Here is a 22,877-nt window from a genome sequence, read left to right as displayed (position 1 = left end):
CTACTGACTGGGATTGATCGAGTCATAATAGAACTTATAATGCCTCACGGGAAAGACAGTCTTTCGTATATCCTCTTCATAGCGAAAGAACTTACCGGTCGAAATGACTTTGTCCAAAGCAGTGCTGAAGTCTGCTTCAGGCTCAACAATGATATCTATATCAATGGATAAACGCTGAATTCTATCCAAGAGCAGGATTAGGGAAGTTCCTCCTTTGAACGTTAGATCCACACCGTTGATTATCAGCAACTCCAGAAGCTGAAGACCCTTAATCGTCTTTTCTAGCAGTATCTGGTCACAACCCAGCTTAACTCGTTTAGCCTCAAGATACTCCCTGGTCAAACAACTATCGGAGATCATCCAATACTTCCCTGTAACCTGTCAGCTTCTTTGAGGTAAGGTAGTCAGCCATTTCCTGTCTTTTACCTCTCCTCGTGGCATATCTTATGATGGTATTTACGTTCAGAGCGTATGTATTGAAGGCATTTCTGAAAACTCTGTCCATTTCGGCACCACCAAAAGGCTCAAGAACGGGCCCCCCTGAGAATAAATCCACAAGCATTTTTTCGAGCCTCGGTACGATGACTCCATCACTCTCCCTTACCGGTGCTTCAGTGATGAGTCTTCCGACAACTATTGCGGGAGACTGACCTGAAACATACAGATCGACGTCTTCAGCAGAGGGATTTAGAAGTAGCAGAGTTCCGGTAAGAGAGGAGTTCTTCTCCAACGATTCCTGAAGCACTTCAAAGACGGCCCTTTCAGTTTCTCTTTCCGATTCAACAACTATGGTCTGCATAAAGGCTATATGAAGTGCGAACTCGTTCAACCAGAAAGGCCTCCATACACATATTCTCGTTAGCGGCAGCCGTTTCCTTAGCTCGAGATATACTTTTCTAAGAGTTTGGTCTATCTCTGGAGTATAATCGTACAGCTTTTTGAGAGTGTACAGACTACGCCCAATGTGGGTTATGATTCCGCACCTTTTCAGAGCATTCAGTCTGGTACGGATAGTAACCGGGCTTATCTCTTCTCCGGGAAGAGTAAGAAATGGCTTGAGCTCCTCAGTAGTGAAGGAGTCCCTATCTTTAAGCTCTGAACTTATTCTCTTACCACTACGCTTTGAGGACCAGGTCTCGTCTTTCAAATCGATCAACTCACTTTTAGAACAATTGGCAATTTATAAACACATTGCCGTTTGTTCTAATTAAAGCAGATATTCTTTCCTTTCCAAGCAGGAAAGACTAAGAGTACTTTTTAGAATGTGCTACCGTGTCAATCCGAATCTCTGGCTTCACCAGGTAATTCATCACAAGAGAATTCTGTTCAATATCAATCATTGGCAGCCCTGCAAAATAACCTGGTTCGCCCCTTAAGCTTTTTGTAATCTTGCAGGTTCAATAATCTCTTTTTCATCTAACGACTAACATTATTAGCCCTCATCCACAAGTATTATCCAATGAGGGCTTTGTAGTTTAGTTCGTTATACTTATTGTCGGATCACATTACATGACGCCGATTTTGTTGAACTCCAAATTGCGGAGTATACTTATCTTATTTTATTTAACGAGTTGTGTTATGCTTCCACAAAGCTTTTCCCGAGTTAATAATTTGGTAATTGATTCTCGTCGGATCGATCGTATACCATTATCCGCTGAATTCACTTTCTAATAACACTTCTAGACCTATTTAGAATCATTCTTGTACAGTTTACATAGATTCGACTAGCAATTGGTCATGTGATTGAAAGCGAAATTGACAGCAGTTTTCTTCTGTGAGCTTTTGCCGAAGGGTATCTCGCCGGTATTTTCCATGATAGATCTTTCTTAGAAGATACCGGCATGTTCTTTCTTCGAAAAACTACGAGGCTTTCTCGAATAAACTCTGAACAAATCTCCGAAACGCAATGTTTACGGCTATTGTAAGAGCTGACCATTTAGTTGATTCCACCTCCTAAAAACCTGTATAATATCTTTGTAATAGAAGCGGTTGCGTGAGAACCATAGTGGTATGGAAACACACTTTCATACCCCCTTTAAGCTCGCTTTTTCACCGTTGCGTGAGAACCATAGTGGTATGGAAACTCTTCAACTTCTCTTCAACCTGACTCTGAATCGCTTGTTGCGTGAGAACCATAGTGGTATGGAAACTGCCACTTATTTCCTAAAACCGCTTTCCACTCGTCTGTTGCGTGAGAACCATAGTGGTATGGAAACTCTTCAACTTCTCTTCAACCTGACTCTGAATCGCTTTGGGTTGCGTGAGAACCATAGTGGTATGGAAACAGCCGACCAAAGGGTTGGAATAAAACTGGCATAGGGTTGCGTGAGAACCATAGTGGTATGGAAACGGGAGTTCTTCTGGCGCATCAATGTCGTCACCAGTGTGTTGCGTGAGAACCATAGTGGTATGGAAACTCAGATTTCTGACGAGAAGAAGATTTATCTTCTTCTGGTTGCGTGAGAACCATAGTGGTATGGAAACCTTGCTTTGTCAAGTTTTGAGGGCATCTCCGGATTTCGTTGCGTGAGAACCATAGTGGTATGGAAACATGCTTGGTCTGACTCGCTACTTTTTGATAACCAAGTTGCGTGAGAACCATAGTGGTATGGAAACGTTATCCTTTGCGGTTGTGGAAAACTCATATAGCACCGTTGCGTGAGAACCATAGTGGTATGGAAACGGTTTTTTACATGAAAAAAGGCTGGACACCTCCAAGTTGCGTGAGAACCATAGTGGTATGGAAACACCAAGCATCAAACTCTTCTTGCCCGATTCCTCTTGTTGCGTGAGAACCATAGTGGTATGGAAACTTTTATTGTTTGATTGGATAGATTACACGTATTGAGTTGCGTGAGAACCATAGTGGTATGGAAACACACCTTCAGCTCATGAAACATCTGAAACTTTGATACGTTGCGTGAGAACCATAGTGGTATGGAAACATATCCGGATCTAGTCGTAGTCTCCACATTATCCTTGTTGCGTGAGAACCATAGTGGTATGGAAACGATGAGGTCGCTGCGAAACCTTCCCTCTATATCCGGATGTTGCGTGAGAACCATAGTGGTATGGAAACCAACAATGAATTGCTCACCGCCACCGGCCCTCCCGGCTGTTGCGTGAGAACCATAGTGGTATGGAAACGTGTCTGCGAATACGAGATAATGGATCATATTTTCAGTTGCGTGAGAACCATAGTGGTATGGAAACGAAAGCGTCCAGCCTTCAGGTGTTCCGTTTCTCTGCGTTGCGTGAGAACCATAGTGGTATGGAAACCTCTATGGCCTTGATTGCATTTCGCAAGTATGCAAGCGTTGCGTGAGAACCATAGTGGTATGGAAACGCAAACTTTGGGAACACAACTTCAAGCGGCTCGTTAAGTTGCGTGAGAACCATAGTGGTATGGAAACAAGTTGAGCTGCTGTGATTAGGGCTGCAAGGAACGACTGGTTGCGTGAGAACCATAGTGGTATGGAAACCTTCGACCGCAGCGATCTCTGGCAAGTGTTTCAGCACGTTGCGTGAGAACCATAGTGGTATGGAAACGTTATCTGCTTTGAAGGTCGCCTTGTCAAATTTCTTTGTTGCGTGAGAACCATAGTGGTATGGAAACGGGCTTTTGCGCTCTGCAAACTTTGGGAACACAACTGTTGCGTGAGAACCATAGTGGTATGGAAACTTATATGCTTCTGTTATTAGGTGCTTCCACATATCACGTTGCGTGAGAACCATAGTGGTATGGAAACTAGTCTCCACATTATCCTTGCGCCGTGCCTGTTGCGTTGCGTGAGAACCATAGTGGTATGGAAACAGATTGCTGGGCCGGAATAAAGTACGTCCCGGAATCGTTGCGTGAGAACCATAGTGGTATGGAAACTGAAATCCTTGATTACGTAGCCTTTCTTGCCGTTCATTGTTGCGTGAGAACCATAGTGGTATGGAAACCGTTGTCGCCTGTCATGTATGGGCTGGCAAGTATGTTGGTTGCGTGAGAACCATAGTGGTATGGAAACTTGGCCGTCCCGAACGTGTCTCACCAATGCGGACGTTCGTTGCGTGAGAACCATAGTGGTATGGAAACTCAATTATCGAAAGGCATGAGCTCGAGAAGAGGCTGGGTTGCGTGAGAACCATAGTGGTATGGAAACGTAACATCGAATCGTGGAAGAGACAGGAAAACGGAGCGTTGCGTGAGAACCATAGTGGTATGGAAACGAAACTTGATGAGTTACAACCGTTGGGCCGATGGGGGTTGCGTGAGAACCATAGTGGTATGGAAACGGATACTTGCTATTGCCTGGACTGTCTTCCCTAGGCCCGTTGCGTGAGAACCATAGTGGTATGGAAACCGAAATGATTGTTAAAAATTACAACAGCAAATGAGTGTTGCGTGAGAACCATAGTGGTATGGAAACCCTTGGTGTATGAAAGACTGAAAGCCCCCTAACCATGGTTGCGTGAGAACCATAGTGGTATGGAAACACGTTGAGAACCAAACTTTCATAAAGAACCTCTGATTCGTTGCGTGAGAACCATAGTGGTATGGAAACGCCTTTTCATCTGCCAAGCTCTGAACACAGTCATGTTGCGTGAGAACCATAGTGGTATGGAAACGTGATTTTCGATCCACTTCTGCATCTTTCTTGTCTGAGTTGCGTGAGAACCATAGTGGTATGGAAACAATTCTCTCTCTGGCAGTTCATCAAAGCTGCATCTTGTTGCGTGAGAACCATAGTGGTATGGAAACGTTCTACACCGTTTTCAATTATCGCCGATGTCGAGTTGCGTGAGAACCATAGTGGTATGGAAACGAGATTTGGCAAAAGAGCACAAATGCTCACCACAAAGGGTTGCGTGAGAACCATAGTGGTATGGAAACTAGAGAGGGACGTTTACACGTCCCCTACCATCAACCCGTTGCGTGAGAACCATAGTGGTATGGAAACCTTTATTCTTCGTCTTCTGTGACTTCATCAGGTTCTGTGTTGCGTGAGAACCATAGTGGTATGGAAACTTGATGGAATAGGACTTAAACCACATCACCTTGTAGAGTTGCGTGAGAACCATAGTGGTATGGAAACGAATTTTGGTTCCGTTAGCCAAGGTTAAGGCCGTGGTTGCGTGAGAACCATAGTGGTATGGAAACACTCAAGTTTGCAAGCATTACGGCAATCTCTCCACGTTGCGTGAGAACCATAGTGGTATGGAAACTTATCGTCCACGGTAGTGCCGTCAGAGGATTTTCTACGTTGCGTGAGAACCATAGTGGTATGGAAACCTATATGTCTGTTGGTGACGTTGATAGCGCACGCGGTGGTTGCGTGAGAACCATAGTGGTATGGAAACCCATTATACTGCGGGCATATTCATTGGGGTTACTCTGGTTGCGTGAGAACCATAGTGGTATGGAAACTCCAGAAGACACTTACTATGTCATCGTCGTCATCGCTCGTTGCGTGAGAACCATAGTGGTATGGAAACGTATGCAAGTAAGTTTATATGGGATGAGAGATGATTGAGTTGCGTGAGAACCATAGTGGTATGGAAACCATAATCCAGAGTAGTAGCAGTATTCCCAAGCACTTGAGTTGCGTGAGAACCATAGTGGTATGGAAACACTACATGGGAAAGACTGCGTGAGCTGAGCGATAGGAGTTGCGTGAGAACCATAGTGGTATGGAAACTCGGGGTGGTTAGAAAAGGAATTAGACGGAGTTTGGTTGCGTGAGAACCATAGTGGTATGGAAACACACACTGCAGACAAAGAAAGGTCTGACCTTCACGAGTTGCGTGAGAACCATAGTGGTATGGAAACCTGGTACTTACAGGAATTCATACTACCGCAGCGCCAAGTTGCGTGAGAACCATAGTGGTATGGAAACACGCGTTAAGGATGCTAAAGGTTTCGGTACGGAGCGGTTGCGTGAGAACCATAGTGGTATGAATCGCTGCCTTCGGCAGGACGCTGTGCCGGGAAGATCATCCCGGGAAGTGATGCGCCGAGAACCATTGGCGGACGCAATGCCCGGAGAAACATCCGGGGATGCATGGCTGGCTTCGCCAGGAGGGAGAACCTTTCTAGGAGCAGGACGTTAGGTTGTATGAACCAACTCAACTGGTCATCCTGACGTGCTCTTGGTCAGGATCTGGTCTTTGATCTTATCGGAGGACGGGTCCTTGTTCTTGGACGGTCAACGGAGGACGGCTCTTATATGAACCATAGTGGTATGGAAACTATGCACGTATATACACACAAGAACTCTTGTATGCATGTTGCGTGAGAACCATAGTGGTATGGAAACCTGTAGTATTGGCGCATGTACGCTCTGCGAGCCACTTGTTGCGTGAGAACCATAGTGGTATGGAAACAATAGCATCATATATATCCGTAGTAAATATCCTGGTTAAGTGAGAACCATAGTGGTATGAATCGCTGCCTTTGGCAGGACGCTGTGCCGGGAAGATCATCCCGGGAAGTGATGCGCCGAGAACCATCGGCGGACGCAATGCCCGGAGAAACATCCGGGGACGCATGGCTGGCTTCGCCAGGAGGGAGAAGCTTTCTAGGGGCAGGACATTAGGTTGTATGAACCAACTCAACTGGTCATCCTGACGTGCTCTTGGTCAGGATCTGGTCTTTGATCTTATCGGAGGACGGGTCCTTGCTCTTGGACGGTCAACGGAGGACGGCTCTTATATGAACCATAGTGGTATGGAAACATGAATTCTTCGGTATCTTTTACGCTCTGTCTTACTAAGTTGCGTGAGAACCATAGTGGTATGAATTGCTGCCTTCGGCAGGACGCTGTGCCGGGAAGATCATCCCGGGAAGTGATGCGCCGAGGATCATCGGCGGACGCAATGCCCGGAGAAACATCCGGGGACGCATGGCTGGCTTCGCCAGGAGGGAGAACCTTTCTAGGGGCAGGACGTTAGGTTGTATGAACCAACTCCACTGGTCATCCTGACGTGCTCTTGGTCAGGATCTGGTTTTTGATCTTATCGGAGGACGGGTCCTTGCTCTTGGACGGTCAACGGAGGACGGCTCTTATATGAACCATAGTGGTATGGAAACCTACTTTAGGTGTTTCTAGGTCAATTGCATTGAGATGGTTGCGTGAGAACCATAGTGGTATGGAAACCCAAAACCCATCTTTAAACCTGTAAACTGCATTTCTCGTTGCGTGAGAACCATAGTGGTATGAATCGCTGCCTTCGGCAGGACGCTGTGCCGGGAAGATCATCCCGGGAAGTGATGCGCCGAGAACCATTGGCGGACGCAATGCCCGGAGAAACATCCGGGGACGCATGGCTGGCTTCGCCAGGAGGGAGAAGCTTTCTAGGGGCAGGACGTTAGGTTGTATGAACCAACTCAACTGGTCATCCTGACGTGCTCTTGGTCAGGATCTGGTCTTTGATCTTATCGGAGGACGGGTCCATGCTCTTGGACGGTCAACGGAGGACGGCTCTTATATGAACCATAGTGGTATGGAAACTACTTTCTTACTAAACAGAAATCCAACTCAAGCATTCTAATAACCAACTTCAATTTAACTTAAGAGTATTATGTTAAATTCATCTGTTCTCTTCTATCCCACTCCTGGTAAAGGCTTCATTCGAAACCATAACTCTTCTGTTTGCTCTCTTCGATTTTGTATTTTACATAATATGTGATATTATCTACTTATGTTAAATAATTGAATTCAGACACGGAGGCCTCAAATGGCATCAGTTTACCTGGAGAAGGTTATGCCCGAAAACAATATGAGAAGGTTCTATTTCATAAGTGACGAACGCCAGAGTACCTTTACCGGGTATCCGGTTACCATCATTTTCGGCAGGATCTCCGAGCGCGCCTCATTCGTGACCAAAATATTCCCGAGCGAGGCTATGGCTACCAGATATGTACGTAAGCAGCTCAGGATAAGACATAGGCACCATTACTCAGTGGTTAAACCGAGGTATTTGAGGGATAGGCAAGACTCCAAGCCGGTCCAGCTCGGGCTATTTCCTTTCTAAACGCCCCATTCTGAGCTTTTGATGGTGCTAATACATATATGAAGGTGCAGCAAGAGAAAATGCGTTAGAGAGCGTTTTACGAGGTGTAGTTATGAAGGAAGTCCAGCCGATACGCGATTCGAAGAAAATCGATGCGATGAAGGCTATTATGAAGGGTGAATCAAACTACAGGGATCTCCTTCTGTTCACTCTGGGTATTAACACCGGACTGAGAATCTCAGATATTCTCGCCCTTAAGTGGAGCAGTTTCATTAACGGTGGTGGAAGACTGCTGAAGTCAGGAGACCAGTTGAATGTTGTGGAGATTAAGACCAAAAAGATAAAGAGCTTTATGATAAACAGGTCGGTCGCCGAAGCGTTGAAACTCTACTACGATTCCCTGGGAAGTCCCAATCCTGATGATCCTGTATTCTCATCCCGTAAGACAGCTGACGGCACGCTACAACCAATAACAAGAATAGCCGCCTGGCAAATGTTAAATAGATACGCCAATATGGTTGGTTTGGATGATGGGATCGGAACACATACACTTCGAAAAACGTTCGGCTACCACCTGTACAAAAAGGGCGTGGCTCTGGAATACATTCAAAAGATGTTGAACCATTCTTCTCCGGCAATAACTCTGCGCTATATAGGAATTACCCAGGAGCAGCTGAACGATATCTATGTGGAACTGAATTTATAACAGCCGGCTACTCCGTGCCCGGCGCTCACAGCCGCAGTAAAGGCTAAAACATAATCAGGGTAAAGCCCTTGCAATACGGAGGCCCAGACCGCTGCTCGTGGCAGTGGGCGAGACGCTGTCGCGGTAAGCTACACATACGAAAGACATTCTGCAGTACCAACTGCCACCGCGAAACACCCGACAGGAACCAATGCTGTTGTATGGATTTGTTTGTGGGGAACTAGAGTAGTCTCTAAACACATCCGAACACCACTCCCATACATTGCCGCTCATATCGTACAGACCCAGTTCGTTAGGTACCTTAGTCCCTACTTCCTGTGTCATGCTTTTTGAGTTAGAAGCATACCAGGCAACATCGTCTGCATTATCGCTACCAGAATATTTGTATCCCTTGCTCTTGTTTCCTCCCCTTGCAGCGTATTCCCATTCGGCTTCAGTAGGTAACCTGTAACCAACCACGTCAGTTATGTCTGTAGTCGTCTTTCCATATTTGTCCAGGAGGTTACCTTTATCATCATACGACTTAGGAATTCCTTCCTTTTCACTCAACCAGTTGCAGTAGGCTGTTGCATAGTTCCAGCTCACGTTTATTAACGGTCTCCTTCCTCTTCCCCATTTTTCCCATTTTTCGCTATCCGGTTTGCTTTTTCTTGTCGCACTCCAGAAGATATCATATTCTTCAAAAGTCACTGGATACTTGCCTATGTAGAAGTCATATGTGAGCGTAACCTCATGCGTTGGCCTCTCGTATGGGAAACCGTCTCCCCATGTGTCTCCCATTATGAAGCTTCCTCTCTCGACATGGATTAGCTCGTCTCCGTTTGTTGTTCTTTTTTCTCTTTCCTCAACAATCCGTTCATGGGATATTGCCTTATGCGTTTCTACAAACTTTTGTTCGATTACTTGAGATTTCTCGGTTGTTATTACAGTTTCCTTTTCGCTTATTATCCGCAGAGCCAAAGCGATGCTTTCCACTGCCCATCTGGATATATCTTCTTTCAGTCCAAAGTTATCATGTATCTTTCTTATGAGTCTGCTCATCTCTATTCTTATCGTCTTTCTCTTGCTTGAATCTATAAGCTCTCTATGTATTCCTTCTCTCAGGCACTGGGTGATTGCAAATATCTTTCCCCTTGATTCTTCAGGACAGAAGTCTTTAAGGAGACTATTCACCTTTTTTGGGTTTTTTAGTATGTCTGCTCCATACTCTTGGACTATTCTGATTAGTTGTTCCCTTAATAGATCTTTCATCATGTTCACCTTTCGAGTGAAGTTATGTGAAACAAATCATTTCAACTTATTGGTCTTCTAGTGCTTGCGGGCTACTCCGTGCCCGGTGCTCGGAGACTCAGCAAAGGGCAAAAATGTAAAAAGGCTAAAGTGTAAATCAGAACACCGTCCTGCAAATACGGAACCCGATGTTGACGTCCGTGCTAGTGGGCGAGTTGCCTCTGCGACGCGCCACACGTGCGTCCGGCGAACTGTAGCCCCAGCCCCAGCTACCGCCACGAATCACCCGATCGGAACCACTATTGTTGTACGGATTCGTCTTTGGAGTGTTATAGTAATAGGTGTTATTATACCAATCACTGCACCACTCCCACACGTTTCCAGACATATCGTACAGCCCCAGCTCGTTAGGTGCTTTATTACCAACTTCCTGCGTCTTGCCCCCCGAGTTTGCAACATACCAGGCAACCTCATCTACTTTATAGCTCCCGGAATACTTGTATCCTTTACTCTTGTTTCCACCTCTTGCTGCATATTCCCACTCTGCCTCTGTCGGTAGTCTGTAGCCTACTACTTTCGACGGGTCAGTAGTTACTATTCCATCTTTGTCCAGCAAATTGCCATTAGTGTCATAAGCTTTCGGGAGTTTCTCTTTCTCACTCAACCAATTACAGTAGGCTATCGCATCCCACCAGCTGACCCTCATAACAGGTCTCTGTCCCCTGCCCCAGCCTTCGTCATCAGGTTTATTTCTGCCAGTGTCATCACAGAAAGCGTCGTACTCGTCGAATGTAGTTTCATACTTGCCAATGTAGAAGTCGTAGGTAAACGTGACCGTATGGGTTGGTTTTTCATCACCGTATCCACCACCCCACGTGTCACCCATCGTGAAGCTGCCTTTCTCCACAAACACCCTCTTTGGAACAATATCAGATGGAATATAGCTCGGAGGGTTCTTCGTTGTAAATTCCCACAATGGTCCTTTAGAAATTCCGCCATGTACATCTTTGGCAACAATTTGCCAGTAATATGTTGTACCGAATTTCAGTTTTTCTTTGGTCAAAGTGGTTAGATAATGATCCGAAAGAATCAATGAGGGTTCTGTATCAACTCCAAGATATACATCATATAACAGCAGCTTGTCATCTGGATCTTCACAGAACCATTTAAGTTCCGCAAATACATCTCGATCGGTTTCTTTAAGAAACACTTCAGAACTGGGATCAATAACTGGTGGTTTGTTAGCCTTTGTGATAAAAGTATTTAGTGGTCCTTCGGTTTTTGCCCCAAAGGAATCAAAGACCACGATTTTCCAGTAGTGTGTTGTTCCCCTGGTCAAATCATTCAAGACAAAATTCTTGTTGGTGGTCTCGCCTATCTGATTCATGGAATCTGCATCTACTCCCAGATATATTGCATAAGTCAAATTGTCATTGTCAGGATCTGTGCAGTCCCATTCAAGTGTTAAACAATCCGGTAAGTTTTCCATTCCGTCTTCAGGAATAATATTAAATGGTTCAATCGGAGGCCTGTTTGCCATAGTAGTAAAAGAATACACAAGACTTTCGCTGACTTCGCCATAACTATCCGTCGCAACTATTTTCCAGTAGTATGGTTTTCCTCTTTGCAATTCTTTTACAATGTATTCGTTCGAAGTGGTATGTGATTTCACTGGCTCTAATGAATCAGGCTTGTCACCAAAATAAACATCACAAGTTATAGAATCTCCATCCGCATCCGTAACTTCCCACTTCAGGATCAACTCTTCCGCAAAAACATCATCACTGTCGTTTTGAGGATATACAAATGCAATCTCCGGACCACGGTTCTCTTGAACCGTGAAGGAATATCGTTCACTTGTTGTTCTCATGCCATATTTATTAACTGCCGTCACTCTCCAGGAATAAGTCTTACCACGTTCTAGCTTGTAGAATCTTGCATTGCTAAACGAAGTCGTATACACTTTACCATCGAACTGAAGTTCATATTGCAGAGGATTATCAAGTGACTCCCATACTAGCTCAACTACGATTTCATCAGGGCAGACAGATTTGTCTATGGGATATGTTGGACGTGGCTTAAGGGGCGGATCTGCTTTTGGTATTTCAACATCTAGAATTATAATCTCTCCCTTATCAGGGATATAAAGAGATTGTGTTTTACCACCATATAGTTCTTTGAACAACTCGATCTCATAGGTCTTTCCCACATCAAGAATAATCTGCCAGGGTGTTGTCTGTTCTAGCCATTCCTTGTCAATTCGAATAGCTGCATTGGAAGGTTCGGATGTTATCCTTACTGCCCTTTTCCCCGGATTAGCTTCTAGATCTATTCGCTTTGATTCATACGTGCTTTGGAAAACTACCTCTAGTTCATACTTTTCAATTAGCTCTCCATCGAGTGTTATTAAGTGATTGCCAACATCCAGATCGAAGATGGTCAACTCCCCTGATTCGAGGGTTCCTTCAAGCTTGCCATCTATATAAACGCTCGCCGTTTTCGCCAGGTCATTTGCAGCAACTATTTTAAGAAAGCAACTACTTTCATTTGTAGCGGCCAATGAAGTTGTCACTGTGATTACACTGAACAGTATCAGAAAAGATAGCTTCTTTAGCATTGTACTTTTCATATCTCCACCTCTAAGAAAACCCTATTGTGTCTTTATAACAGCAATTACAAATAGACTAAAAAGGAAATTACAACTTCTGTTTTTGGTTAGATGACATTAAAATTCAACAGATTATTCGTTGAAAGCCGGAATCGTTATAAATTCAACAGGCAGAAAAGACATATCAATCTCCCTGCCTGCAAAATACTCCTTCAATAGACCCAGACCCGAAACAAGATAATCGTAATCGCCCAACACTTCAATTACTATTGGCATAATTTGAGTTGGTTCATCATCGATTATCACGGTTGCCCCAACGCAGCGTACGTATGTATATGGCAGTACTCTCTTCCCGTTTAACGAAATCTTCGTGGCTCTCAAAGCGTATATTTCGTTCAAAATCATAAGGATATCGCTGTCATGGAGAATACTGCTTCCTTTGAAATCAGATTCAATCTTTATCTGTAAACCCTTGCCAAATTCTTTGGTGAAGTAATTCGATCCCTGGACAGCAGAACAAGCAGAAGAACCTGTTGTTATTAGTGAGATCAACGTGTTTTCTACAAGCCTTGTGTTTTCTCTTACCAGAATCTTCAATTCCTCTAAAGCCCATTCAAGAGAAACTATTTTCTCCTTTAGTACATCAACTTGACAAGAATCATCGCTGCTATTTTCATTACCAAAAAGAGAACCCGCTTTTGAATCTTCTGTAGACGTGCTGGCCTTAGTTGAAAACGTCCATAATGGTCCTACTGTAACTCCTCCATAATCATCTTTCGCTATTACTTTCCAGAAATATTGTGTTCCAGATTTTAATTCACTCACCAATAACTTAGAACTTGGAATTCCGATTTCCCTTGTACAAAGAGCATCTCCTTCTCCAAAAATAACATCATAGCTTAACCTATCACCTTCGGGATCTTCGCAAACCCATTGAAGAATTACAGCGTCCGGGTAATTATCAGTACCGTTTCCAGGGAATAGACATGATGGTTCGTTTGGTAGCATGTTCTGCAGTGTTGTGAAAGAGAACTCTTCACTGGAACTTCTCTTATCAAATTCATTTATGGCTGTTACCTTCCACGTGTACACTCTGCCTTTCTCAATTAGCTGAACAGGAATAACAGAACTTCGCGTTGTGTAGCTTTCCCCGTTGAAGTCAACTTCAAATTGCAGTGCTGTATCAAAGTGTTCCCACTCTAAAAACACCTCACCAATAGTCAAATCAGTTGCACCATTAGAAGGGTAAACAAGCCTCGGTTCATCTGGTGGGGTTGCTACCGGGACAGCAATATCCAGTACAATTACTTCACCTTTTTCCGATATGTCAAGAGTCTCGACAGTACTTCCGTGATTGTCTTTTAACAATTCGATCTCATACGTTCTACCTACTTCAAGCACAATCTGCCAGGGTGTCTTTTGACCAATCCAATCTTCATTAACTCTAATAAGGGCATTTGAAGGTTCGGAAATAATGCGCACTGCTCGCCGACCAGGAATAGCCTTCACATCTATTTGTTTTGATTCATAAGCATTCTCGAAAGCCACATCTATTTCCTGCTTCTCGATTAGTTTTCCATCAACCGTAATCTTGTGGGTGCCAATATCAAGATCAAAAATAACTAACTCTCCTAACTCAAGCAGCCCTTTAAGTTTTCCGTCCACAAACACAGTCCCGGTCTTTGCCAAATCATTGGCGGCAACTATCTTAAGCAGGCAACTCCCTTCGTTAGCAAAAACCGTTGAAGCTGAAACTATTAGTATTCCAAACATTAGTGTTAGGAATATTCTCTTTGAAAATCTGCTATTCATGGTTATCACCTTGTATGAAATACGCGCTTAGTAATCGAGCATTGCGTTCTCTCTTGATAATGCTCAAGTCTTATCAGACTTGTTCTTCACTGATTTTCTGATTAAAAGATGCACCTCTAAGATTTTTGTAATAAGTCTTTTCCTTATAGATCTCTATAGATATTTCACCAGCCGGGTTCGCTTATACCGTTACCTTCTGAATCAGTCCAGATCATATACACCTGCGTGCTAATCCCGAAAGAAGTCATATACCCAGTCACAACCAGTCCGCCGTCAGATGTCTCGACGACGCTTTCTCCAGAATCATCCCTTGTACCGCCAAAGTTCTTCTCCCAGAGAAGGTTGCCGGTTGAATCTGTCTTCAACAAATACACCTGGTTGTTATTCTCGAAAGAAATCGTATGCCCGGTCACAACCAGTCCGCCGTCAGATGTCTCGACAACGCTGCTCCCAGAATTACCTCTAGAAGTACCGTGCCCTTTCTCCCATAGCATATTTCCTTTTGAATCGGTTTTCAGTAGATACACCTGACTTCTATTTCCAAAAGAATACGTATCACCGGTCACGACAAGTCCGCCGTCAGATGTCTCGACGACGCTGTGTCCAGAATCATTCCTTGTACCGCCAAAGTTCTTCTCCCAGAGAAGGTCTCCGTTTGAATCGGTTTTCAACAGATACACCTGATTGCCATTTCCAAAACAATCCGTAAAACCAGTCACAACCAGACCACCATCAGATGTCTCGACAACGCTGTATCCTACATCACCACCTGTACCGCCAAAGTTCTTCTCCCAGAGAAGGTTGCCGGTTGAATCGGTTTTCAGCAGGTATACCTGCCAGCAATTTCCAAAAGACTCTGTATAACCAGTCACAACCAGTCCGCCGTCAGATGTCTCGACGACGCTGTGTCCATAGTCAATACTTGTACCGCCAAAGTTCTTCTCCCAAAGAAGGTCTCCGTTTGAATCGGTTTTCAACAGATACACCTGATAACTATTCCCAAAATAATCCGTATTACCAGTCACAACCAGTCCGCCGTCAGATGTCTCGACGACGCTGTGTCCATAGTCATCACTTGTACCGCCAAAGTTCTTCTCCCAGAGAAGGTCTCCGTTTGAATCGGTTTTCAACAGATACACCTGATCTCCATTCCCGAAAGAATTTGTATAACCGGTCACGACCAATCCGCCGTCATATGTCTCTACAACGCTAAGCCCACTGTCACTACTACTACCTCCGAAGACTATCGGTAGTCCGATGCATATTTCTGAAACGGTTGATTCTGCTTTAAGAGACTCTTGAGAATCAAATCCCATAACACCAAGATAGTAAGTCTTTGCATGATCAACGGGAACTGTCACGGGACTTATAACATCTGCAGTATAGAGCTCAGGAGTCTCAGTTTCGCCAAAATACAGATCGAACGATTCCAAAAGCCCATCTGGATCGTATGCGGTCCAGCTTATTGTGGCTTCATCGGCAAACCCCAGTGATTGCCTATCATAAGGTATCAAAGCTATTCTTTTGGAAGAGGTTGCTCCATCAATAAGAGAGGACTTGAACCCTGTATAGCTCACTGGACCCTTGCTAGAATCTTCATAATAATCGAATATCTTGCTCTTTATAGTACTTTCATTATCTGTGCCCCAGAAAGAATTAGTGATAGCCACTCTCTGGTTAGTGTCGTTGTAGACATTCCAGTCTCGATTACCATAAATATTGTTGTTTGAACAAGTCAAATTCTGGCCATCAACACTTGCAAAGCAGATACCTCTGTAGTTTCCCGTTACAAGATTATCCTGTATTGTCACTTCACTCGAAGTTGCTAACCATACCCCTGTTGCGAAACCTGAGAACACGTTGTGTGAAATCAAAGCCTGTCCGTCTATGTATACTCCCGAGTAGTCATCATAGAACGAAGAACAGAATTCACCTTCGAAGTTATTATTAACAGCAGTTATGGATGAACCACGAATCCCCTTTATACTTTCAGTAAATAAACATCCTTCTACTACGCAATTCGACCCACTGATTGCATGGTTGCCGTTACGAGCAAAAGAGGAATCTATTACTTCAAATCTGTATCCTTCTATGCCATAACTACCATTATCCAGGAAGTGGCAATTTTGAACTCTTGAGTTTGAACTTGAGTTATGAAGAGTGATTCCCGTTGAAGAGTTTTCTCCTATCAAAGTCTCATAGATCTCAATGTAGACTCCATTACTATAGATTCCCGTTCCTCCACTTGAAGATATAGTGCAGCCTCGGATTATCATTGTTCCATAGTTAGATATTCCTGTGGCATTAAGATGTATTGTACTATCAACTATAGTTGCGTTTGAGTTGCTTCCTAGAAGCACTCCATAATCAATGTTTGTTCTTATCTCACAGTTGCTGATTTCAATATTGCAGTTGCTGGATGTCCAGACACCATTGGCATTATGATGTATCGTGCTATTAACTATAGTTGCGTTTGAGTTGCTTCCTAGACGCACCCCGTAATCAATGTTCGTTCTTATCTCACAGTTGCTGATTTCAATATTGCAGTTGCTGGATGTCCAGACACCATCTTTCGCCATTTCAATAGTTGCGTGGCTTATCTTAGATGTTCCTTCACTCGAGGCAAACCTTATTCCTCCCCAGTCGCCTTTAAGCGCCGGAGTCTCGTTTGAAGTGAATAGTAAAGGCTCAGTTTCACTTCCTTCTGCAAATAGCTTTCCATAAACTATAAGATCGGCTGCATTCGTATCTTCCTGTCCGTTGTTATCAGGATCGGATATGTAGGTGAACCTAACCTCAACTCCCGGTTCTATTATCAGCTGCGCTCCAGATTCAACTACGATGTCTCCCGTGATTATGTATGGAGAGTTGGCCTTAGTCATGAGCGCATATCCGGAGATCATTCCTTCGAATTCTCCGCCAGGAATTAAATAATAGTCTGTGCTGAAAGAGTAGACTTCACTTGCCGTTTCAGCTCCGTGAGGATCTCTGGCCACTATCATCCAGAAGTATGTCTTTCCAGCAGTTATTTCTTGAACATGAAGACTTGTAGCTGATTGTGTAGCTATAACTTCCAGCGCTTCTATGTCTTCTCCGAAATAAACATCATATGTCAGAAGCTGGCCGTCCGGATCGCTGCAATTCCAGCTGAGCTCTACCGAAGTTGTATTGATTAACAGGGCAGCGTTTTCCGGAGATACCAGTTGCGGCTCTTCCGGAGGTCTGTTAGTGTTCTCAACAGTCAGCGTGAATGTCGTTTCAACCTCTCCTCCATTTCCGTCGGCTGCCTTTATCGTTACCTGGTATGTTCCGGCAGCATCGTAATTGGGACTGTAGGTATATTCGCTGCCAATAACCGTACCCACGCCTGAAATTACCGCGAAAACAAGGTTGTCTCCGTCAGGATCTTCGAAGTAATCAAGCAGTTCTAAGTTAAGCGTTTCTCCTTCCGCTATTGTCTGATCAGGTATTCCATCTGTAACGGGAGGTCTGTTAGTTTTCGTTACTTCGATTATGAATGTGTCTGTCATCATATTTCCCGCTGTATCTTCAACCGCTATATCAACTGTCTGGTTTCCAAGTGTTTCGAAATCCGGCGTGTATGAGTAGATTGAATCGGTTATCGTTCCCGGGGAATCAACCTCAAGTATGAACAACAGGCTGTCCCCTTCGGGATCGGATGAATAGTTTAGAAGATCCAGTTCCAATGTGTCACCTTGGGCAACCTGCTGATCGGGCACAGATATGAAGGGCGGTTCGTTTGGCTTATTCTTCCCATAGTTTCTTGCAAAGATTATGAAGTCAACAAGGTCTATCTCTCCATCCGGAGCACAGCTGTCGTATATTCCCGCCCATACTCCCTGGTATTTGTCCTCCGCAGGCGCAATATCGTATGTTTCAATATATTCGCCTTCTCCTCCAAGTACGCTTCCATAGCTTCTGGCAAACAATATGAAGTCTGGAAGATCCACCTTGTTGCTATTATCAAAGTCACCAATCAGTTTGGGACCACCTATAGTAATCTCACCATCATGAAACACTGTTTGGATTAGTCCGGTGTTTGCATCGCGTACCTCTCCCGATAGTCCAATCAATGTTTTTCCCTCTATGAGACTGGCCACGAAATGTATCTGGTAGATATATTCGCAATTGACACTCTTTGCCGAGTTGAAGGCCGAGGTTATCGTAATCGTGTTTTCGGTGTGTTGAACTATTAGTAGTCCCGTTCCGAATGAGTTTAGAGGAGTTACTCCTTGTTCTCCCTTAGATTTGTCAATGATTATGTATTGTGGATCGTAAGTTATGGTGATCTCAACTCCGGCAAATCCATTGACATTTTCAGCGTGAACGAGAAAGTAGCCATTAGAGGCTTTGTCTATGCTTCCGTCTACTATGCTTATACCATCCGGGAACGGAGGCTTTGCCTGAGTCTTTGGCGAAGGCATTTCAAGATATTTAGCAGAAGAAGATATCACCAGGTTCTTCAAGGTAGTGAAATTACCGTCTATTCTGGCTATCTCTTCCCCTTCCCTTATGTTTGCTGAAGTCGAGACTATTGCTATTCTCGTTGTGCCTTCATCGCTATGGGTTACTATCTTCAGGAGGGAATCGTCAACTGTTATAGCTTCTTCTTCAATAGAGGCTGCTACTATCACATCTATCCCCGTAAGCTCCTTCAGCGCCTTAATGGATATTGAGCCGTCATCATTCAGAATGAAGGAAACCTCTTCAGAATTAACTGCTTTCTGATCTAGTGAGAAACATCCCGCAATTACCAGAACCAGTAAACCAATGGCGACAAATCCGATTGCCCTTTTCATCCAACTACCTCCCCCGGCCACTTATCTACTCGCTTTCCCCTATTCCGGCATTACTTCACAATGAAAAGTCCCTGATCACTTGAATCAACTGGAATTTCAACCAAAGCAGTATCAACAAATGAGACACTGCTGAAAACCGCGGCAGTCCTTCCTGTTATAGCCTTTACCTTCACGTAGATAAACCAGAGATTCCCATCGGCAATGTTCTTTCCAGCAGAATTTTTGTAGGCTCCACTCAGATAAACGGTGGAACCGGTAGTATCCTTAAGTTTCATTATTGACAGGAAATCCGTACTAATAGCTTTGTATTCGCACCAGGGTTCGAAGTCTGCAAATGTTGCCTCGGGATTAGATGCAAGAAATTCGCTAAGGGTATGACCATCTCTATTCAGAAATTCCATGTAGTTTGTATCTATTTCTATTGCTAATTCAGAGCCCGCTACAATCCCGATGCCTCGTACCTGTACTGCAATCGTTGCTGGATCTGAAGGTTGCTTATCTAGTAGATTATCGATTATGTGTACGGATTTATCTGTAAGGACTTCTTCTACCGTAGAGAAAGCAATTACTCCAGAATCCGTTGTGACTGATCCATTTGAAGCGACGACTCTCCAGTAGAAGGTAAATCCCTTAATCACATCTGGATAATACTCCTCAAGAGTTGTTCCATACATGACCTTAATAAGGTTAGCGCTAGAGTATCCGAAGTAAACATCGTAGGTTACGGTTGCACCATTAGTATCAACAGCGTTCCATTCGAGCTTCACATCTACTGGCTGATTCACCGCTCCATTAACCGGTAGAAGTTTGTCGAATTCCGGCGCGTGATTCATTTCAAAATTGGCCACAAGATTACAGTCCTTAGTGGCAACAAATGTGTAGACCGGCTCTTTGCTTACTTCAACTGCATCTTCTGTCCAGTTTATGAAGTACTTCCCTAGATTAGGAGTAGCAATAACAGTTACTTCTTCTCCATGTAAGAAGGCCCCGCCCCCGCTAACTGATCCACCATCTATGGGATTTACGTCTAGAGTGATAGAGTAAGTTAGCCGTCTAAAGTTAGCAACAAGTGTTCTGTCCGCGGTTGCAGTAAATGAATAACTGGTATCTGTGCTCACCTGCAATTCATTCTCAGTCCAGCCGATAAATTCATAACCGGTGTTGGCTGTTGCTATTATTTCAACGGAATCTCCATGATTAAAGTTGCCTCCTCCGCTCACTGTTCCGCCAGTCTCAGGGATAGCAGAGACGTCAATAGTGTAAAGCTTTAACTTGAACTCGCCGTGGATAGTGTGATTTCTGGTAACGTTGTCAAAATCGTAAGTATTCACAGCGCCAACGGATACTCCGTCAACGATTACTTCCTTTATTTCACAGCCTTGATCTGAAGCAATAGTGAATTGCTTATCTTCGCCATGTTTTACTTCAACAATTCCATAGGGTATTACGGTACCACCGACTCCTGCAGTTGCTGTTAGTGTATAGGTCTTCAACTTGAAATTCGCCACAAGAGCTCTATCCGCGTTAGCTGTAAAGGAATAACTTGCATTTGTGCTAACCCGCACTCCATTATCTGTCCAGTCAATAAATTCGTAGCCTTCATTAGCTGTGGCTGTCAGATTTACCTGAGTTCCATGAACATAGTTACCACTACCTGTTATGTTTCCCCCATCCGATGGATTCGAAGACGCTTCAATGAAATACTGAGGAATGAAGTAAATTGAATAGTTAGAAGCTGTAACTGCATCCTCCGCAGTTACTGTAACAAAAGCAGTACCGGGAAGCTCAAGAACCTGCGTTATAGTGATAGTTGCATTTGGGTCATTTGCAGTAGCTGAAATCGTTGGCAAATAAGTAGATCCCGCTGGAAGAATAACTTCGTAGTTCAATTTATCATTCTTAAATCCCGGAACGGGTATCGCATTATATTCAAGGGCCTTCAAAGAAGAATCATTGTTCTTCTGTACGGCGAAGTAGATGTGATACGTGGTCACAGTTTCACCATCCAAGGCAGTTACAATTATCTTAGTTGTTCCGGGAATTGTTTCCGCGTTAATCACTTCGATTGTTACGCCTTCGATATTTGGAACAGTGCTTATCGTAGGTACTTCAGTTGTTCCTCTTGGAAGCTCAATCGTATATTCTGTTATTTCTGGATCAAAATTTGGGACTGAAAGAGAATTAAACAATAAAGCCTTCAGAGTAGAATCTTTCATAGTCTGAATAGATGGACACCCAGCAAGCATGAAGAGAAGTACGAAAATCACAAAAAGAGAACTAACTCGTTTCACTCTTGGCCTCCTTAACGAACTGCTCTATTTATTGCGAATTATCAAAATGATAATTGTTTACGCTAAAAGGCTTCCTCTCACTGATAGCCAGCAATTTTCAGATTCAAAATCAAACCAATAACATAATTCAGATAATACATTTAAATTCTATCAAATGTTACATTGATTACAAAACAATTTAGTATTCAAATCTGAAATTCAGAGAAACGCTGTACCACTTTTTGATATATCAATTTCTGGTACAGCGACTCTCCCAGGCGCTAATTTAAACGCGGGTAAGAATGACTTTGAGTCGCACATTGAAGATATACAGGATACAATTGGCGCATTTGTAGGGCTGAAAATGGAGTTCAGTCTAGATTGGGACTCCGAATATTTTACCGGCCTTGACCTAGCCTGGAAAATCGCGCGAGGTGAAGATGCGTATATGGATGATAAGGCTACTAAACACAATCTGCGTCAATGGAAAGATAGCCTCGGACAGATGATACAAAAAAATGAAAATGCCAAGGTTAACGGCACCATCCTACCTAGAAGCTATGTTTTTCAGCCTCTAACGCGCAAGTATCTGTTTGATAATGTTGCTGATTACGCCATGATAATGGCAGAAGTAAGATTAAGCTCCATGCTTGACAACTTTTTGAGCATAACAGAAGCCAGACTACTTGGTGGTTTCAAGCAGCGAGAGAGTATTGTGCGCGAAATTCAAAGCGATTCGGTCAAATGGTTAATAGGCGCTGATGGCAATTACATGATTAAAGGCAAAGACTACATCAGCATACTAAAAGAGAGAAACAGATGGTACTGGACCGATAACGTTAAGCGAACAAAGGGCAGAAATAAAATCTCATAGTTTGAAGATTGTTTGGAGAAAGGAACAATTAGAACAACCATTTATAGAAACCAAAAAATAGAAAGAATGGTTTACCGACTTTCTTTTTTTAACTCTTGAGTTTATCACTTAATCTTCTGAAAACAGCTGAACAAGCCAAAGTGTTTTCAGAAACGAAGAATTTTGCCACTACAAACTCTGTATTCAGAGAGTGAGTTCTTCTTGAGGCGTTACCTTGTCGGGTTGTGTTATCTTCATTAATGAAAGAATCTTCGAAGCAAGGGGTAGTGATTTGGCTTTCATGTAGTAACTTTGCTCACCATGGCTGAACTTCATCACTTTGAGTGAGTTTATCGCTCGTTGTATCTCCTGGGTTGAAGTGTGTATTCCTTTCTTTCTCATTCTGAACTCAAGCTCTCTTTGCACCAAGAATGCAAGGAAACATACAACGAAATGACCCTTTATCCTTCTTGGTGTCCAGTGGAACATCGGTCTCACTTCATTTCTGGCATGTCTCTACCTTCGAGTATTGATGCTCGCATTCCCCTGAGTGCATAAGTTGCAGGGGATAGTTTAC

General features: G+C 43.7%; 11 protein-coding genes and 1 CRISPR repeat array. Of the genes, 3 read left to right on the top strand and 8 right to left on the bottom strand.

Annotation, left to right across the window (positions count from 1 at the left end; translation table 11 throughout):
- The gene (locus V512_RS13615; RefSeq protein ID WP_099830990.1) at positions 1–360 is read right to left on the bottom strand and encodes a nucleotidyl transferase AbiEii/AbiGii toxin family protein; all 360 of its coding nucleotides are present in this window, start codon (positions 358–360) and stop codon (positions 1–3) included.
- Positions 347–1,147 carry a DUF6577 family protein gene (locus V512_RS13610; protein ID WP_099830989.1) on the bottom strand — a complete coding sequence of 267 codons (801 nt, stop codon included), beginning with the start codon at positions 1,145–1,147 and terminating at the stop codon, positions 347–349. The genes V512_RS13615 and V512_RS13610 overlap by 14 nt, the downstream gene beginning before the upstream one ends.
- An 841-nt stretch (positions 1,148–1,988) precedes the next feature.
- Positions 1,989–6,027: direct repeats of the CRISPR family, unit length 30 nt; unit sequence GTTGCGTGAGAACCATAGTGGTATGGAAAC.
- Positions 6,028–7,725: 1,698 nt separating this feature from the next.
- Here V512_RS13610 and V512_RS13590 point away from each other — a divergent pair.
- Both V512_RS13590 and V512_RS13585 read left to right on the top strand, forming a co-directional pair.
- The gene (locus V512_RS13590) at positions 7,726–8,022 is read left to right on the top strand and encodes a WGR domain-containing protein (RefSeq protein ID WP_099830985.1); all 297 of its coding nucleotides are present in this window, start codon (positions 7,726–7,728) and stop codon (positions 8,020–8,022) included.
- Positions 8,023–8,113: 91 nt separating this feature from the next.
- On the top strand, positions 8,114–8,707 hold the full coding sequence (locus V512_RS13585) for a site-specific integrase (RefSeq protein WP_099830984.1): 594 nt from the start codon (positions 8,114–8,116) through the stop codon (positions 8,705–8,707).
- A gap of 54 nt (positions 8,708–8,761) precedes the next feature.
- On the opposite strand, the gene V512_RS13580 is transcribed toward V512_RS13585, so the two are convergent.
- The 5 genes from V512_RS13580 to V512_RS13560 form a co-directional block, all read right to left on the bottom strand.
- Entirely contained in the window at positions 8,762–9,958 is a 1,197-nt protein-coding gene (locus V512_RS13580) for a formylglycine-generating enzyme family protein (protein WP_243392452.1), read from the bottom strand.
- A 136-nt stretch (positions 9,959–10,094) separates the two neighbouring features.
- Positions 10,095–12,566, bottom strand: a complete 2,472-nt coding sequence (locus V512_RS15225; RefSeq protein ID WP_243392451.1) for an SUMF1/EgtB/PvdO family nonheme iron enzyme — start codon at positions 12,564–12,566, stop codon at positions 10,095–10,097.
- Positions 12,567–12,677: 111 nt separating this feature from the next.
- Positions 12,678–14,357, bottom strand: coding sequence for a DUF881 domain-containing protein (locus tag V512_RS14460; protein ID WP_108702538.1), 1,680 nt, complete (start codon positions 14,355–14,357; stop codon positions 12,678–12,680).
- A 164-nt stretch (positions 14,358–14,521) separates the two neighbouring features.
- Positions 14,522–19,177, bottom strand: coding sequence for a right-handed parallel beta-helix repeat-containing protein (locus V512_RS13565; protein ID WP_099830983.1), 4,656 nt, complete (start codon positions 19,175–19,177; stop codon positions 14,522–14,524).
- A gap of 50 nt (positions 19,178–19,227) precedes the next feature.
- Positions 19,228–21,468, bottom strand: a complete 2,241-nt coding sequence (locus V512_RS13560) for an InlB B-repeat-containing protein (RefSeq protein ID WP_099830982.1) — start codon at positions 21,466–21,468, stop codon at positions 19,228–19,230.
- A 343-nt stretch (positions 21,469–21,811) separates the two neighbouring features.
- Here V512_RS13560 and V512_RS13555 point away from each other — a divergent pair, with 343 nt between their 5' ends.
- A complete protein-coding gene (locus V512_RS13555) occupies positions 21,812–22,321 on the top strand; it encodes a hypothetical protein (protein ID WP_099830981.1) in 510 nt (169 codons plus the stop codon).
- A 183-nt stretch (positions 22,322–22,504) separates the two neighbouring features.
- Here the strand turns inward: V512_RS13555 and V512_RS13550 are convergent, their stop codons facing one another.
- Entirely contained in the window at positions 22,505–22,789 is a 285-nt protein-coding gene (locus V512_RS13550; protein WP_133117326.1) for a hypothetical protein, read from the bottom strand.
- Between the last annotated feature and the right edge of the window lie 88 nt (positions 22,790–22,877).

The sequence above is a fragment of the Mesotoga sp. Brook.08.105.5.1 genome, assembly GCF_002752635.1.
Lineage (GTDB): Bacteria > Thermotogota > Thermotogae > Petrotogales > Kosmotogaceae > Mesotoga.
Note: the sequence above shows the minus strand (reverse complement) of the source record. Positions and strands in the feature narration are given on the sequence as shown.